We start from the raw sequence: 15094 nt of genomic DNA, 5'->3' as shown, positions 1-15094 counted from the left end.
GGATCGGCGGGCGCGGGGGCCGGCGGTGCGGGCGCCGCGTCCGAGGGGCTGGGCGCCCCGGCGAAGGCGGGTATCGCCGGGCTGCTGGTGGTCGCCACCGCCGGCCTGGTGTACGCGCTGACGGGCAACAGCCCCCAGCCCGACGCCAAGCCCCGGGAGAAACCGCCGGTCGCGCAGCCGCTCGTACCGCAGGTGCCGGTCCCCTCGTCCGCGCCGCCCGCGCCGTCCGCACCCCCGGAGCCGCCCCCGGCCTCCTCCGCCCCGGCCCCGGCGCCGCCCACGACTCCGGCACCGACGCCGAGGAAGACCACCCCGGCGCCCACGAAGCCCGCGCCGAGCCCGAGCCGTACCGCCCCTGCACCCGCCCCGACCCCCACGCCCACACCTCCCCCGCCGAAGCCGAGGCCCCGGCCGACGCCGACGCCGACGCCGACGCCGAGCCCACCGCCGCCCGCGCCCGCCGACTACCAGGTGAACGAGTTGTCGTACAGCGTCCTCGGCGACGGCGACGAGCCCGAGGTGCGGCTCGCGCAGAGCGGCTGGCTCTGGCAGCGGTCGAGCGTGTCCATCGGCGGCACGCGCTACGGCCATGGCGTCACCATGCACGCCGCGTCCTCGGTGACCATCGACCTCAACCGGAGCTGTTCCACGTACGCGGCGCTGGTCGGCGTGGACGACATGACGCTCGGCCGGGGCTCCGTGCGCTTCTCCCTGTACGGCGACGGCGCGCGTCTGTGGCGCTCGCCCGTGCTGAACGGCGGCGACGCGGCCGTCCCCGTACAGGTGGGCATCTCCGGACAGCGCACCATCCGCCTGGTCGTGGAACCGCACACACCCTTCGGCGCCGTCGCCCTGGCGGACTGGGCGCGGTCCCGGATCAGTTGTCGCTGAGCCCGGGGGTGAGGAACGCCCGGCGAACCCGATGACGCCCTCCGGGTCCGGCTGGTGTTCCCGGGCCACGGTGACGGCGTCGTCCGTACCGGCGACGGGGCGCCGGCAGCGGATGTGCGGGCTCCTCCATGAGCTCCTCCATGAGTGGGAGCAGGTGTCTCGCTTGTCCCCGCATCACGTCGCGGCCTCCTGCCGGCCGCCGAAGGGCGGCCGGACGCCGTTCTCCGGGCTCACCGCCCGCCCGCGGTCACCGCGCCTCGGGACCGGTGCTGTCGTCGGAGGGGGCCAGGGTGCGCACGACGTCGAACTCGTTGCCCTCGGGATCGGCCATGACCACCCAGCTCCGGCCCGGCCCCTGGCCCACGTCGGCCGTGGTGGCGCCGAGGCCGAGCAGTCTGGCCACCTCGTCGTCGGTGCTGCGGTCGATCGGGCTGACGTCGAGGTGGAGGCGGTTCTTCACGGCCTTGACCTCGGACACCCGGATGAACATCAGGGTGGGCGGCATCTGACGGGCCCGGACCTCCTCGGCGGTCGGCTCCCAGGAGCCGATCTCGACCTTGCCCTCGCTCCGGTCGATCACCGTGAAGTCCAGGACCGCGCACCAGAAGGCCGCGAGCCGCTCCGGATCGTGGCAGTCGACGACCAACTCGGTGAACCTGCTGGCCATGTCTCCCCCGGAGAGTGCGGACGCGGGGCTCAGTCTATGAGGCCGTCACGACCGCAGCGTCGGCCTCGGGACCACGCCGCCCGCGACCGCGCGCTGGCGCGGGGCCGCCGTTCCCGTCCAGCAGGTGCCGCGGCGGGAGAGGAGCCGGCGCAGCCAGAGTTCGGTGGAGACCAGGTCCGCTATGCCGTCCAGCGGGACCGGTTCGCCCTCGGCCGCCGCGCGCAGGGCCTTGCGGACGACGCGGGCCTCGACCCGGCCCGCGTCGGCGAGGAGCGGGGCGTCGAAGAGGGAGATCAGGTCGCCGATGGAGGCGCGCAGCCCGACCCGGGTGGCCGCCGCCGAACCCGCGCGGGAGGTGGCGCCCCAGCCCGGGGGGAGGTCGTGGATGCCCGTACCGGCCAGGACCGTGCGGAGGATCTCGGCGCGGGCGCCCGGCTGGACCCGTAGCGCTTCGGGGAGTTCGCGGCAGGCCCGTACGACCTGGTTGTCGAGGAAGGGTGCGTGCAGCCGCTGGCTGCGGATCTCGCCCGCCTGCTCGAAGACCCGGTGGTCGGCGGCGAAGCGGGCGAGGGCGGCGCGGGCGCGGGCCTCGCCGGGGCGCTGGACGGAGGTGGGGCGGGTCGCGCCGGAGAGCAGGCGAACCGATACTTCGGCCAGTGCCTCCCCCGTCAGCCAGCGGGCGGCGGGCCCCGGCCGTGACCAGGTGAGCGCGGCCAGCGACGCGCCCAGCGGGCCGTTCGACGCGGCCGACAGCAGGGCCCGGTTGGCCTCGGGGAGCCGGGCGGCGGCCTCTTCGAGGCCGGTGCGGTACGGCGTACGGGCCAGTCTGCGCGCCGCCCGGTAGACGGTCACCGGGACGAACAGCGAGGCGGGCGACGGGCCCTCGGCTCTGGCCAGTGCGGTGACCGGATGCAGGAGGTGGCGTCTGCGCCGGTCCAGGAGCAGATCGGCCAGGCGCGCCGGGTGCGCGTCGAGGACCTCGCGGGCGCCCGCCCCGGTGAAGTGGTCGGCGCTGCCCGCCGCGAGGCGCCGCCGGTGGCGTTCGGCCGTGACCAGGGAGGGGCCGGGCTCGTCGGTGAGCGGGCCTTCCAGCTCCGCGTACGGCAGGGCCTCCTCGCCCGCCGCGACGACCACGTGGTGCAGCCGGGGGTTGGCGGCGATGGCCCTGGCCCGCTCCAGCTCGGCCTCGTCCCGGCCCGCCGTGGAGAGGTCGTTGAAGGTGACGGCGAGCAGCCGCTCCCCCGCGCCGGTGCCGTGCCCGAGGATCGTGCCGGGCGCGCCGGGCAGCCCGGCGGCGAGCAGCGCGAGGGTGCCGGAGGCGCTGCCGCCGGAGAGGTCGGCGCCGATACCGGGGACGGGTCCGGCGCCCCCGCGCGCGGCGCGCCGGTCGGCGGGGCCCATGCCGGGGACGGGCCCGGGGTCCTGCGGCAGGGTCTCGGGGGCGTGGCGCGGCGCCAGGAGCCGGGCGCGTACGGAGTCGACGAGGGCGTCCCGTACGCCTTCGACGGCCAGGTCCGGGTCGCGCTGGGGGCCCGCGACGGCGAGCGAGGCGACCGGTTCGTACCCGGTGATCTCGCGCGACCCCTCGCGCAGGACGAGCGCGTGCCCCGGCGGGATGCGCTTGACGCCCTCGTACGGGGTGGAGTCGCGCAGCGCCTCCGGGGTCTCGGGGCAGGCGAGGAGCGCGGCGAGGTGGCCGATGTCGAGCTGTGCCTCGATGAGGTCGGCGAGCGGCAGGGCGGCGGTGGCGTACGCGGTGCCGCTCGCCCAGGGGGTGTAGAAGACGGGGCGCGCCCCGGCCAGATCGCCGGCGATGGTGACGCGGCGGCCGATCTGGGCGACGGCGGTGTAACTCCCGGACCAGGCGGTGAGATGGCGCAGCGCGCCGCCGCGCGCGGCGAACAGGCCGACGCGCAGCTCCTCGTCGGTGGCCCCGCAGCAGCCGAGCACGGCGAGCCGGGTGAAGGGGTCGACGGTGACGACTCTCACCTCGTCGGGGCGCCAGTCGCCGACGGCCCACAGCGGATCCGGGTCACCCCACAGGAGTTGGGAGCCGACCGGGTGGACGCTGCCGCTCTCGGAGTCGCCGACGGGGCCGACCGCCCCGGCCGTGCCGAAGCGGGCGGCGATACTGCTCCATCCCACCAACCACCGCATCGCCGCCTCCACGCTTCCACAGCCTGTGGATCAATCGGGCCCGGACCGGGGCCCCCTGGAACCTGGATCGTGCGGTCCCGGTTCCATGATCCCGCGTCGAAGCTCAAGCTGAGAAGCTCGAACCGAAGCCGTTCAGGACCATGCTGCCATGACAACAGCGCACGGGAGGGCCTACGGAAGCGTGCGCGCGAAGGGGAATGCGCCCCTGGCATTGGCCATGTGGCGGAGAAACGGCGCTCTCCCGACCGACAACCGATGGGCAGCATTCAGCCAATCTCCGAACGCGGCGCGGCGCGCCGGACGGACCCCGTAAGGGCTCCGGCGCCGGCGAACGTTCGGTCCGGGAGGCGGGATTAGCCTCCCGGACCGGTCCACCGCCCGCGGGGATTGGGGCGGCGGTATCCCCCAGCCCACTCGTTCCAGTACGCAGTGGGCCGACCCACGCAGGTCTCATGGAAGCGTTCCCGGTCCCGCGCGGCCAAGAGCGCACGGCCGGGCGCACGCTACACACCCGGAGCACGCGGCGTCCCTCCGGGGGCCCTTCCGCGGCCTCCCCGACGGACAACAATCCCGCCATCCGGAAGTCCGCCCCTTAACGGTCGGGATGTGGCGAACTACGCTGGGTTTACGAATGCCGCGCGCCTATGCCGCAAAGCGGCGGCCGTCTGTGTGTCGAGGGGTGACGCATGTCCAGGGAGCTACGCGGGCCGAACGAGAAGCTCGGCACCGTTCTCGCCCTCGCGGGAATCAGCAACGCCGGCCTCGCCCGGCGGGTCAACGACCTCGGGGCGCAGCGCGGTCTGACACTTCGCTACGACAAGACCTCCGTGGCGCGATGGGTCTCCAAGGGGATGGTTCCGCAGGGTGCGGCGCCCCATCTCATCGCGGCAGCCATCGGGGCGAAACTAGGACGTCCTGTCCCGCTCCACGAGATAGGGCTCGCGGACGCGGACCCGGCCCCCGAGGTCGGGCTCGCCTTCCCGCGCGACGTCGGGGAGGCGGTGCGCACGGCGACGGAGCTGTACCGGCTGGACCTCGCGGGCCGGCGGGCGGGGAGCGGGGGCATCTGGCAGTCGCTGGCCGGATCTTTCGCAGTGAGCGCTTACGCGACGCCCGCGTCCCGGTGGCTGATAACACCCGCCGACTCCTCGGTCGCCCGTGATCCGGCGGTCGCGGAGGCGGCGCAGGGAGCGCACGGCGGGGGCGGACCCGCAGCGCAGGGAGCCTCCGACGCGACCGCGCAGGCCGGGGCGCCCGGCGAGCTGTCCCCGCTGCGCGTGGGCCACAGCGATGTCGCCAAGCTGCGCGAGGCGGCGTCCGACGCCCGCCGCTGGGACTCCAAGTACGGGGGCGGGGACTGGCGTTCGTCCATGGTCCCGGAGTGTCTGCGGGTCGACGCGGCGCCGCTGCTCCTCGGGGCGTACAGCGACGAGGTCGGCCGGGGGCTCTTCGGCGCCACGGCCGAACTGACCAGGCTGGCCGGGTGGATGGCCTTCGACACCGGTCAGCAGGAGGCGGCGCAGCGCTACTACATCCAGGCGCTGAGGCTGGCGCGGGCGGCGGCCGACGTGCCGCTGGGCGGGTACGTGCTGGCGTCGATGTCGCTCCAGGCGACGTACCGGGGCTTCGCCGACGAGGGCGTCGACCTGGCGCAGGCGGCGCTGGAGCGCAACCGGGGGCTGGCCACGGCGCGCACGATGAGCTTCTTCCGGCTGGTGGAGGCGCGGGCGCACGCGAAGGCGGGCGACGCGGTCGCGGCCGGGGCGTCGCTGAAGGCCGCGGAGGGGTGGCTGGAGCGCTCCCGGGACGGTGACGCGGATCCGGGGTGGCTGAGTTTCTACTCGTACGACCGGTTCGCGGCCGACGCCGCCGAGTGCTACCGCGATCTGAAGGCGCCGCGCCAGGTACGGCAGTTCACGGAGCAGGCGCTCTCCCGGCCGACGGAGGAGTTCGTACGCTCGCACGGCCTGCGGCTGGTGGTGAGCGCGGTGGCCGAGCTGGAGTCGGGCAATCTGGACGCGGCCTGCGCGGCCGGTACGCGGGCGGTGGAGGTCGCGGGGCGGATCTCGTCGGCCCGTACGACCGAGTACGTACGGGATCTGCTGCACCGGCTGGAGCCGTACGGCGACGAGCCCCGGGTGGTCGAGCTGCGGGAGCGGGCCAGGCCGCTGCTGGTGGCGCCCGCGTAGACGAGCCGTTCCGAAGTGGCGTCGTCCGCCCCTCCCCGCGGACGGGACTTCGGAATGACTCGTCCAGGTCCCACCGGCGGTACGAGGAGGTCCGCCGGCGGGGTCGGAAAGGCCCCCGGTCGCGTTGGTGCCCGCGCGCGGGTTTGAGCACGCCGTCCCCGGGCCAGTGCACTATCGGGGTGGGAGGTGACGCGCGCGATGGGCACACGCGTGGGGTTCGACTGCGAGGTACTGGTGATCGGCGGCGGGATCGTCGGTCTGTCGACGGCGTACGCGATCACGCGCGCGGCCCCCGGCACGCGTGTCGTCGTGCTGGAGAAGGAGCCGGGACCGGCGCGCCACCAGACGGGCCACAACAGCGGGGTGATCCACAGCGGGGTCTACTACCGCCCGGGGTCGCTCAAGGCGCGGTACGCGGTGCGCGGCTCCGCCGAGATGGTCAAGTTCTGCGCGGAGTACGGCATCGCGCACCGGGTCACGGGCAAGCTGATCGTCGCCACCCGCCGCGAGGAGCTGCCCCGGCTGCACGCCCTGGTGCAGCGCGGCCGGGAGAACGGCCTGCCGGTACGGGAGCTGGGTCCGGCGCAGATCATGGAGTACGAGCCGCAGGTACGCGGCGTCGCGGCGATCCAGGTCGGCACGACGGGCGTCTGCGACTTCGCGGCGGTCGCCCGGCAGCTCGCCGCGTCGGCGGAGGCCGCGGGCGCGTCCGTACGGTACGGCTCTGAGGTCACCGCCGTCGACCGGCGCCCCTGGGGCGTCGCGGTCCGCACCGCGTCCGGGGCGGTGGTCAGGGCGCGCGCCCTGGTCAACTGCGCGGGGTTGCAGTGCGACCGGGTGGCCCGGCTGGCGGGCGACGAGCCGGGGATGCGGATCGTGCCGTTCCGGGGCGAGTACTACGAGCTGGCCAGGCCGGAGCTGGTCCGGGGGCTGGTCTATCCGGTGCCGGATCCGGCGTTCCCGTTCCTCGGGGTGCATCTGACCCGGTCCGTCGACGGCAGCGTCCACGTCGGCCCGAACGCGGTCCCCGCGCTGGCCCGGGAGGGCTACACCTGGGCCGCCGTGCGCCCGGCGGAGCTGGCCACGACGCTGGCCTGGCCGGGGTCGTGGCGCATCGCGCGCCGGCACTGGCGGTACGGCGCGGGCGAGCTGCGCCGCTCGCTGTCGAAGCGGGCCTTCGCGGCGGCCGTACGGCGGCTGCTCCCCGCGGTGCGGGACGCCGATCTGCGCCCGGCGGCGGCGGGGGTGCGGGCCCAGGCGGTCCTGCGGGACGGCACCCTGGCGGACGACTTCCTGATCCGGCGGGCGGGCCGCACGGTCCATGTCCTGAACGCGCCGTCACCGGCGGCGACCGCGTCGCTGCCCATCGGCCGGGAGGTGGCCCGCCGGGCGCTCGCGGCGCTGGCGCAGGAGTAGGGCCCCGGGGCGGTCCGCCGGGGTCCGTAGAATTGGGGCATCGCGACCGGGTCCCGGCCGCCCCCACCCGTACCACCAGCCGCTCCCACCAGCCCGGATTGCCGAGATGACCGAGAACCCCACAGCGAGCCGCAGCGCGAGCAGTCCCGCGGACCGTCCCGCGAGCCGTCCCGCGAGCCGGATGTTCCCCGAGGGCACGGGCCCCGCGGCCGACCCCGCCGGGTCGCACTTCGAGCGGCGGATCCGCAGCTTCCAGCCGCGCCGCAGCCGGGTGACCACCGGGCAGGCCGAGGCGCTGCGGCGGCTGTGGCCGGCCTGGGGCCTGGACATCGACGGACAGCGGGTGCTCGACCCGGCCGCGCTCTTCGACGGGCTGCCGGTCGTCCTGGAGATCGGCTTCGGAATGGGCGAGGCGACCGCGCGGATGGCCGCCGACGACCCCGGCACCGGCATCCTCGCCGTCGACGTGCACACCCCGGGCCAGGGCAATCTGCTCCGGCTCGCCGAGGAGAACGGGCTGTCCAACATACGGGTGGCCAACGGCGACGCGATCATCCTGCTCCGGGAGATGCTGCCGGCCGCCTCGCTCGACGGGGTACGGGTCTACTTCCCCGACCCCTGGCCCAAGAAGCGCCACCACAAGCGCCGGCTGATCCAGCCGGAGTTCCTGGACCTGGCCGCGGACCGGCTGAAGCCCGGGGCCGTACTGCACTGCGCGACCGACTGGGAGCCGTACGCCGAGCAGATGCTCGCCGAGCTGACGGCCCATCCGCGGTTCGGGAACACGGCGCCGGACGGCGGCTACGCGCCGCGGCCCGCGTTCCGCCCGCTGACCCGGTTCGAGGGCCAGGGGCTCGACAAGGGGCATGTGGTGCACGACCTGCTGTTCCGCCGGGCGCCGTAAGACCCGTAAGACCCAAAAGGCCCGTAGGGCCCCTGCCGGGAGGGTTCCGGACCGGATGCCGGGCCCCGGGATCACCCGGGGTGATCGCCAGGTGTCAGTGTCCCTCGTTAGGGTCATCAGGTGTCAGAACCGTCCCCGCACCGCCTCGACCCGCACCCGGCCATCCCCGTCTACGAGCAGCAGGAGCTGCGCGGCGATCTGTGGAGCGCCGTGCCCCCGCCCGCCCGCAGGCGCTACCGGCCGACGCGCGCGCTCTGGCGCAACAGGGGGGTCAGGGCCGGGGCGTTGATCACGGTGCTGGCGCTCTGCGCGCTGGTGATCCTCGCGCTCGTCCGGGAACAGACCGGGCCCCAGGGCTTCCTGGTGGGGCTGGGGCTCGCCGTGCTGCCCGTACCGCTGCTGGCCGCCGCCTTCCGCTGGCTGGACCGGGTGGAGCCGGGACCGTGGACGAATCTGCTGTTCGCGTTCGCCTGGGGCGCCTTCGCCGCGGCGCTCGTCGCGATCATCGCCAACTCCTTCGCGACGGAGTGGATCGCCACCGCCACCGCCGACCCGGCCGGCGCCGAGTCCCTGGGCGCCACGGTGATAGCGCCGGTCGTCGAGGAGAGCGCCAAGGCCACGGCGATCCTGCTGATCTTCCTCTTCCGCCGCCGGAGCTTCACGGGACTGGTGGACGGCGTGGTGATCGCGGGGTTCAGCGCCACGGGCTTCGCCTTCACGGAGAACATCCTCTATCTGGGCAACGCCTTCGGCGAGGACCAGACGCAGGGGCACTCCGGGCTGAATTCGGTCACGGCGGCGACCTTCTTCGTCCGTGTCGTGATGTCGCCGTTCGCGCACCCGCTCTTCACGGCGGCGACGGGCATCGGCTTCGGTCTGGCGGCCGTGGCGGCCCGGCACCAGAAGGTGCGCCGGGTGGTGCTGCCGCTGCTCGGGCTGGTCCTCGCGATGGGCATGCACGCGCTGTGGAACGCCTCGGCGTCGCTCTTCGGGCCCTTCGGCTTCTACGCCGTGTACGGGGCGTTCATGGTGCCGGTCTTCGGGCTGCTGACCTGGCTGGTGATCTGGAGCCGCCAGCGCGAGCTGCGGACGCTCGCCGCCGAGCTGCCCGCGTACGCCGCGGCGGGGTGGCTGCCCCCGGCCGCGCCTCTGGCGCTCTCCTCGATGCGGGCGCGGGCGATGGCGCGGGGGTTCGCGAACCGCGGCCACGGCCGCGCGGCGGCGCGGGCGGTCGGGGAGTACGAGGCGTTCGCGACGTCCCTGGCGTTCCTGCGCCACCGGGCCGGGCGGGACCGGGTCGGCCCGGACTTCGTGGAGCGCGAGCAGGAGCTGCTGCACCACCTGTGGGAACGCAAGGAGATAGCCGGGCCCGCGCTGACATACGCGGCGCGGGCCACGGGCCGGGTGCGGGTGCCGCCGCCGTACATCGACTACGACGGCTACAACCCGTACCGGCAGTACTGATCCTCCGCGGAGGGTCCCTCGCGGAGGGGTCCCTCTCGGAGGAGTCCCTTGCGGAGGAGCCCCTCGCCGGAGGAGTCCCCCGCGAGGGCGGGGGCGCGTCTCAGGGGTTGATGCCCTTGCCGTTCAGCCAGGCCATCGGGTCGATGCCCGTGCCGCCCGCCGTGTGGACCTCCAGGTGGAGGTGCGGCCCGGTCACGTTGCCGGTCGCGCCGACGCGGCCGATGACCTCACCGGTGGAGACCTTCTGCCCGGCGCTGACGGAGAGGGAGGACTGGTGCGCGTACCAGATCTCCGTGCCGTCATCCAGCTCCAGGACCGTGCGGTAGCCGTACGAGCCCGACCAGCCGGCCGACTTGACGGTGCCGCTGTGCACGGCCTTGATCGGGGTGCCGGTCGGCGCCGCGAAGTCCAGGCCGGTGTGGTAGCCGGAGGACCAGAGGGAGCCGGACTGGCCGAAGGAGGAGGTGAGGGTGTACGAGGAGGTGGGGAGCGAGTAGCTGGCCGCCAGCTTGGCGAGGCGCTCCTTCTCGGCCTTGGCCTTGGCCTCCGCCTCGGCCTTCTTCTTGGCCGCCTCGATCTTCTTCTCGGCGTCGGTCTGGCGCGCCTTGGCCTGGGCCGCGGCCTTCTCGGCCGCCGCGTCCTGCGCCGCCGCCTTCTGCGTGGCGTCGGCCTCGGTCTGCTGCCGCTCGGCCTGCTGGAGGATGCGGGCGCGCAGCGCCTCGCCGGCGTCGGTGGCGCCCTGCTCGGTGTCCGAGGCCGTCAGCCCGGCGGTCGTCAGCGGCGCGCCGGCCAGCACCTCGGAGTCGGAGTCGTCCGAGCCGAGATAGCCCATCCCCGGCAGGGATTTGGCGTCGGGAAGATTGTCCGCGATGGCATCGGGCAGAGATATGGAGACCGCGGGCTTGTCCTGGGCGGTGGCGATGCCGCCCGCGCCGACGGCGGCGATGACACCGACGCCGAGGACGGTGGAGCTGCGGGCGAGTCCGTTGCGCTGCTTGGCGACGCGGTGCTTGCCGCGTACGGGGCGGACGGACTCCTCGGTGGGGTTCCACTCCCCCCAGGTGCCGGGCGCCTCGTTCTCACCGCCGCTGCCGAAGGAGTGGGGTGCGAAGGTCGCCGTGGCCGTGGGGGCAGGCTGGTTGGACGCCACTGAGGCGTGCTCCTTTCCTTCCTTCTCGCCTACCGGGTTAGCTGACGGGTTCGGAGCAGGAAGGTCTCCTACGGAGGCCCCCTGCCGTCCAGGACGGCAAGTAGCTCCCGATTCACCCCAATTGGTGGTTCCCCGGTTCCCTCGCGGGATTCGGCGCACGCGCACGGTGCCATCTCTGACGACGGCTGGGACGACCGCGCTGCGTTATCGAACGTTAATAGAGACCAGGGCTTTATTCCAAGCTGTTCCCGGTGATCGTTAACGACTTCGCATCGGATGTACCGGGACACAAGAGTCCACATCAGGGCGAGTTGATCGACAACCTGAGCAGATCGATCCACTCCACATACCTGACGGTATGTCATATGTTATGCGGAGGGGTACGTACCGATCACCCTCCGCGACCGGACGGCCGGAGCCGTACCGCCCCCGGCTCCCGTCGGGGCGCGATCACCGGCTGCCCTCAGGGCACGATCCGCATCGTCCTGCGCCGCTCCGGCTCCCCCTCCGCGGGCCGGCTCACCGCCAGCAGCGCCATGTCGTCCTGACTGCCGCCGCCCGTGTGCAGCCGTACGTCGTCGATCAGCGCCTGGAGCATCTCGTCGGGCCCCTGGAAGATCCGCCCGTCGAGCCGTTCACGCGGTACGTAGAAGACCCCCCGGGCGTCGCGCGCCTCGGTGAGCCCGTCCGTGTAGAAGAGCAGCGTCGCGCCGTCCGGGTACACGGACTGCTCCGCCCGGTCCGGCCACGCGCCCAGCTCGCTCATGCCCAGCGGCAGCGCCGGATCGCGCGTCGCCAGCATCCGGACCGCCCCGTCGTGGCACATCAGCAGCGGCTCGGGATGGCCCCGGTTGACGAGCCGTACGACGTCCTCGCCGTGCGGGATCTCCGCCAGTACGGCCGTGGTGAACCCCTCGAAGACATCCAGCCCGTCCCGCCGCGTCCCCTCCCGCAGCAGCGAGCGCTCCAGCCGCTCCGCGACACCCTCCAGCGAGCTCTCCTGCTCCGCCGCCTCCCGGAACGACCCGATGATCACGGCGACCGCCTCGACCGCCTCCAGCCCCTTCCCCCGTACGTCGCCGACCACCAGCCGTACCCCGTACGGCGTGTCCTGCACGGCGAACAGGTCCCCCCCGATGAACGCGCCCTCCTGCGCCGCCTCGTACCGCGCCGCGATCCGCAGCCCGCCGATCCGCTCCGCCGGTCTGGGCAGCACGGCGCGCTGGGCGGTCTCCGCGATGATGCGGGCGGACGCCAGCCGTTCGCCGCTGCGTCTGACGACCCCGTTGATGTAGAGCGCGAGGGCGGAGACGAGCAGCACCGTCAGCAGTTCGCTGTACGACACCACCGAGAAGAGCGTGTCCGTGTGGACCCGCAGCACCGCCTCGGCCACGAGGGAGACCACGGCCACCGTCAGGGTGCCGAGCATCGGGTAGAACGGCGCCGCGATCAGCGGGGCGGCGGCGAAGAGCGGCGCCCCGGTCACCCGCGCCGGGGTCGCCAGATCCAGGACCACCCCGCCGATGATCACCAGCGCGGGCAGGAACCGGACCAGCCGGCGCCCGGCGAGACGCCGCGCCGCGTACCCGTACGGTCCGTGCGGCCCGTACGGCGCCGCCTCGCCCACCTGGGCGAGGTTGCGGGCGGGGTCGCGCCGGTGGTCGCGCCCGTTGCCCGTGGTCGCCCAGAAGCCGGCGCCGTCGGCACCGAGGACACCCGCTCCGTCGGCGTCCCGCCTGCTCCTGCCGCCGAGGCGCTCTCCGATCTTCCTGAGCTTCCCCACCAGTCGTCTCCTGCCCGGTCCGCCGACGGCTGCGGACGGTACCGCGCTCCACCCAGGCTGGTCGCTGCCGCGCCGGGCAGCGACCCGCCCTCGGCCGACTGGGCTACGAAAGACCGGTAGGGGACCGGTACTGGGACCACGGAGCACCGTTGTACAGAAGCTCAGTCGGTCAGGTGGCGCTCGGCGTACACCTTCATGGCGTCCCGCACGAGCACAGCCGTACCTTCACCGTACTGGTCATACGCCGCGGTGAAACGTCGATCATCGACGTACATGGCCGTCACGCCGATGACATAGGACCTGGTGGGCTCCACGGTCACCGACAGCCAGTCGCAGTGACGCCGGGCGACCGCCTGCGCCTCCTCGCTCGCGGCGCCGTGACCGGCCGCCGCGGTACGCCCCCAGTCACGGGCGATCGCCTCGTGCCGCGCCCCGAACGCCCGGCGCTCCTCCCCGCTCAGCGAGCGCCACCAGCGGTCGCTCCTCTCGTAGGCGGGACGGCCCCACCTCTCGGTGACCTCCCGCTCGTAGCGCGTGTGCGCGAAGCCGTCCAGCACTTCTTCCGCCATGAGTTCCTCTCCGTTCCCGGTCTTGTGGAGAGTGGTCCGCACCGACGTGATCAGCCGTCCGATGCGCTCGCGTTCCTGTTCCAGCAGGTCCAGATGGCCGCGCAGGGCGGCGGCCGTGTCCTGCCGGCCGTCGAGTATCCGGGCGATCTCCGGCAGCCCGAGCCCCAGCTCCCGCAGCAGCAGGATCCGCTGGAGCCGGACCAGGGCCTCCTGGCCGTAGTACCGGTACCCGTTGGCGCCGGTCCTGCTGGGCTCCAGCAGTCCCAGCTCGCCGTAGTGCCGGAGGGTACGGCTCGTCGTGCCGGCCTTCTTCGCGATGTCCTGGATCGACCACTCCATGACGTTCACGGTAGAAGTTGACGTTACGTAAAGGTCAAGCCCCGGTCTCCCCCATGGCTCCGGGCACGACGAAGGCCCGGATTCACCAGGAATCCGGGCCTTCGTTTTCTTCCAGTAGCGGGGACAGGATTTGAACCTGCGACCTCTGGGTTATGAGCCCAGCGAGCTACCGAGCTGCTCCACCCCGCGCCGTTGAATGCAACTCTACGCCATCCGGAGCACGGTCATGACCACTTTCCCGTGGAGCCGCCCTTTTCCCGTGGGACCGCCGGGAAAGGCGCCGCGCTACGCGGCCTCGACCACGTCCGCCCGTACGGCCGCGGCCCACTCCACCAGCAGCCGCTGGTAGCGCTCCTGCTCGGCCGAGGACAGCGCGCTGCCCGCGCGCGCCCACAGCGCGCGGATCTCCGCGTTCACCACCGCGGCGGATCTGACGGGGGACGGGGACGCGGACTTCGGGTGAGAAGAAGAAGCGAACATAGGAGCAAGGCTACGGCCAGCCACTGACAATCGGCGGAGCGTATCCCTCTACGCTGGGGCCGATGATCGAAACCATCGTGTTCGACGTGGGCGAGACCCTGGTGCGCGACGACCGCCACTGGGCCTCCTGGGCCGACTGGCTCGGCATTCCGCGCCATACCGTCTCCGCGCTGGTCGGCGCCGCCACCGTCCAGGACAGGGACGAGACGGACGCCCTGCGCCTCATCCGGCCCGGCATGGACGTCGCCGAGGCGTACCGGGCCAGGGAGGCCTCGGGGCGCGGCCAGCATCTCGACGAGTCCGACCTCTACCCCGATGTCCGGCCGGCCCTCGCGGGCCTGCGGAAGCTCGGCGCCCGGGTCGTCCTGGCGGGCAACCAGACCGTACGGGCGGGTGAGCTGCTGCGCGGACTGGACCTGCCGGCCGATCTCGTCGCCACCTCGGACGAGTGGGGCGTCGCGAAGCCGTCCCCGGAGTTCTTCGCGCGGGTGGCCGACGTGGCGCAGGCGCCGCCCGACCGGACGGTGTACGTGGGCGACCACCCGGCGTACGACCTGTTCCCCGCGAAGGAGGCGGGCCTGCGCACGGCGCATCTGCGGCGCGGTCCGTGGGGGTATCTGTGGGCCGACGACCCGGCCGTGGTCAAGGCGGCGGACTGGCGCATCGACAGCCTGACGCAGCTCGCCGCGATCATGGCGGACTGACCGGCGCCGGGGCCCCGCGGGGGCCGAGGGAGGCCGGGCGGGACGGCGGAGCGGCAGGACAGCGGGACGGCGGGACGGCCGGGGGCCCTCACACCACCACGCTGTACTCGTGCGCGGGGCCGCCCTGCCACTCCACCCAGGTGGGGTCGTCGAGCAGTTCCCAGGCGTCGGGCAGCCCGGCCAGCCGCAGGAATTCGACCAGGTGGTCGTCGGAATGGGCGAGTCCCATGATCCGCCCGCGGACCGTGACCCGCCGCCCGCCGGTCCCGGACGCCCGGTGGACGACGATCGGTGCATCACTCATACGGCCAAGAGTGCGACGATCCCGCCCCGTCCGCAGCATCTCGGCGGCGCCGTCTTCCGCACCGGGCTGTAGCGTGC

General features: G+C 73.7%; 13 protein-coding genes, 1 tRNA gene and 1 riboswitch. Of the genes, 6 read left to right on the top strand and 8 right to left on the bottom strand.

Annotated elements, in window-relative coordinates:
* A partial coding sequence (locus ACFXPK_RS15720; protein WP_385075612.1) for an NPCBM/NEW2 domain-containing protein occupies window positions 1–891 on the top strand: 891 nt, incomplete at its 5' end.
* Window positions 892–1138: 247 nt separating this feature from the next.
* On the opposite strand, the gene ACFXPK_RS15715 is transcribed toward ACFXPK_RS15720, so the two are convergent.
* Both ACFXPK_RS15715 and ACFXPK_RS15710 read right to left on the bottom strand, forming a co-directional pair.
* Complete coding sequence (locus ACFXPK_RS15715; protein ID WP_385075610.1) at window positions 1139–1558, bottom strand: VOC family protein; 420 nt, start codon at window positions 1556–1558, stop codon at window positions 1139–1141.
* Window positions 1559–1603: 45 nt separating this feature from the next.
* Window positions 1604–3715 carry an asparagine synthase-related protein gene (locus tag ACFXPK_RS15710; protein ID WP_385075607.1) on the bottom strand — a complete coding sequence of 704 codons (2112 nt, stop codon included), beginning with the start codon at window positions 3713–3715 and terminating at the stop codon, window positions 1604–1606.
* A 686-nt stretch (window positions 3716–4401) separates the two neighbouring features.
* Here ACFXPK_RS15710 and ACFXPK_RS15705 point away from each other — a divergent pair.
* The 4 genes from ACFXPK_RS15705 to ACFXPK_RS15690 all read left to right on the top strand — a co-directional run bounded on the left by ACFXPK_RS15705 (window position 4402) and on the right by ACFXPK_RS15690 (window position 9688).
* Complete coding sequence (locus ACFXPK_RS15705; RefSeq protein WP_385075605.1) at window positions 4402–5904, top strand: MFS transporter; 1503 nt, start codon at window positions 4402–4404, stop codon at window positions 5902–5904.
* Window positions 5905–6102: 198 nt separating this feature from the next.
* Entirely contained in the window at window positions 6103–7320 is a 1218-nt protein-coding gene (gene lhgO / locus ACFXPK_RS15700; RefSeq protein ID WP_385075602.1) for an L-2-hydroxyglutarate oxidase, read from the top strand.
* Between the two features lie 106 nt (window positions 7321–7426).
* The gene (trmB, locus tag ACFXPK_RS15695; RefSeq protein ID WP_385075600.1) at window positions 7427–8224 is read left to right on the top strand and encodes a tRNA (guanosine(46)-N7)-methyltransferase TrmB; all 798 of its coding nucleotides are present in this window, start codon (window positions 7427–7429) and stop codon (window positions 8222–8224) included.
* Between the two features lie 120 nt (window positions 8225–8344).
* The gene (locus ACFXPK_RS15690; protein WP_385005189.1) at window positions 8345–9688 is read left to right on the top strand and encodes a PrsW family intramembrane metalloprotease; all 1344 of its coding nucleotides are present in this window, start codon (window positions 8345–8347) and stop codon (window positions 9686–9688) included.
* Between the two features lie 100 nt (window positions 9689–9788).
* Here ACFXPK_RS15690 and ACFXPK_RS15685 read toward each other — a convergent pair whose 3' ends face one another.
* The 5 genes from ACFXPK_RS15685 to ACFXPK_RS15665 all read right to left on the bottom strand — a co-directional run bounded on the left by ACFXPK_RS15685 (window position 9789) and on the right by ACFXPK_RS15665 (window position 14009).
* A complete protein-coding gene (locus ACFXPK_RS15685; protein ID WP_385075597.1) occupies window positions 9789–10838 on the bottom strand; it encodes a M23 family metallopeptidase in 1050 nt (349 codons plus the stop codon).
* A gap of 11 nt (window positions 10839–10849) precedes the next feature.
* Window positions 10850–11004: riboswitch (cyclic di-AMP (ydaO/yuaA leader) on the bottom strand.
* Window positions 11005–11301: 297 nt separating this feature from the next.
* A complete protein-coding gene (locus ACFXPK_RS15680; RefSeq protein ID WP_385075615.1) occupies window positions 11302–12465 on the bottom strand; it encodes a PP2C family protein-serine/threonine phosphatase in 1164 nt (387 codons plus the stop codon).
* Window positions 12466–12782: 317 nt separating this feature from the next.
* A complete protein-coding gene (locus ACFXPK_RS15675) occupies window positions 12783–13529 on the bottom strand; it encodes a MerR family transcriptional regulator (RefSeq protein WP_385075594.1) in 747 nt (248 codons plus the stop codon).
* A 115-nt stretch (window positions 13530–13644) separates the two neighbouring features.
* Window positions 13645–13718, bottom strand: a tRNA-Met gene (locus tag ACFXPK_RS15670).
* Between the two features lie 96 nt (window positions 13719–13814).
* Complete coding sequence (locus ACFXPK_RS15665) at window positions 13815–14009, bottom strand: hypothetical protein (protein WP_385001778.1); 195 nt, start codon at window positions 14007–14009, stop codon at window positions 13815–13817.
* Window positions 14010–14071: 62 nt separating this feature from the next.
* Here ACFXPK_RS15665 and ACFXPK_RS15660 point away from each other — a divergent pair, with 62 nt between their 5' ends.
* Window positions 14072–14713 carry an HAD family hydrolase gene (locus ACFXPK_RS15660; protein ID WP_385001781.1) on the top strand — a complete coding sequence of 214 codons (642 nt, stop codon included), beginning with the start codon at window positions 14072–14074 and terminating at the stop codon, window positions 14711–14713.
* An 88-nt stretch (window positions 14714–14801) separates the two neighbouring features.
* Here the strand turns inward: ACFXPK_RS15660 and ACFXPK_RS15655 are convergent, their stop codons facing one another.
* Entirely contained in the window at window positions 14802–15017 is a 216-nt protein-coding gene (locus ACFXPK_RS15655) for a hypothetical protein (RefSeq protein WP_385001784.1), read from the bottom strand.
* Window positions 15018–15094 lie beyond the last annotated feature (77 nt).

It is taken from the genome of Streptomyces sp. NPDC059142 (assembly GCF_042755665.1).
Lineage (GTDB): Bacteria > Actinomycetota > Actinomycetes > Streptomycetales > Streptomycetaceae > Streptomyces.
Note: the sequence above shows the minus strand (reverse complement) of the source record. Positions and strands in the feature narration are given on the sequence as shown.

Coding starts and splice junctions, on each gene's coding strand:
- ACFXPK_RS15715 (WP_385075610.1), bottom strand. CDS start 1,558: ATGGCCAGCAGGTTCACCGAGTTGGTCGTCGACTGCCACGATCCGGAG.
- ACFXPK_RS15675 (WP_385075594.1), bottom strand. CDS start 13,529: ATGGAGTGGTCGATCCAGGACATCGCGAAGAAGGCCGGCACGACGAGC.
- lhgO (WP_385075602.1), top strand. CDS start 6,103: ATGGGCACACGCGTGGGGTTCGACTGCGAGGTACTGGTGATCGGCGGC.
- ACFXPK_RS15660 (WP_385001781.1), top strand. CDS start 14,072: ATGATCGAAACCATCGTGTTCGACGTGGGCGAGACCCTGGTGCGCGAC.
- ACFXPK_RS15655 (WP_385001784.1), bottom strand. CDS start 15,017: ATGAGTGATGCACCGATCGTCGTCCACCGGGCGTCCGGGACCGGCGGG.
- ACFXPK_RS15710 (WP_385075607.1), bottom strand. CDS start 3,715: ATGCGGTGGTTGGTGGGATGGAGCAGTATCGCCGCCCGCTTCGGCACG.
- trmB (WP_385075600.1), top strand. CDS start 7,427: ATGACCGAGAACCCCACAGCGAGCCGCAGCGCGAGCAGTCCCGCGGAC.
- ACFXPK_RS15705 (WP_385075605.1), top strand. CDS start 4,402: ATGTCCAGGGAGCTACGCGGGCCGAACGAGAAGCTCGGCACCGTTCTC.
- ACFXPK_RS15665 (WP_385001778.1), bottom strand. CDS start 14,009: ATGTTCGCTTCTTCTTCTCACCCGAAGTCCGCGTCCCCGTCCCCCGTC.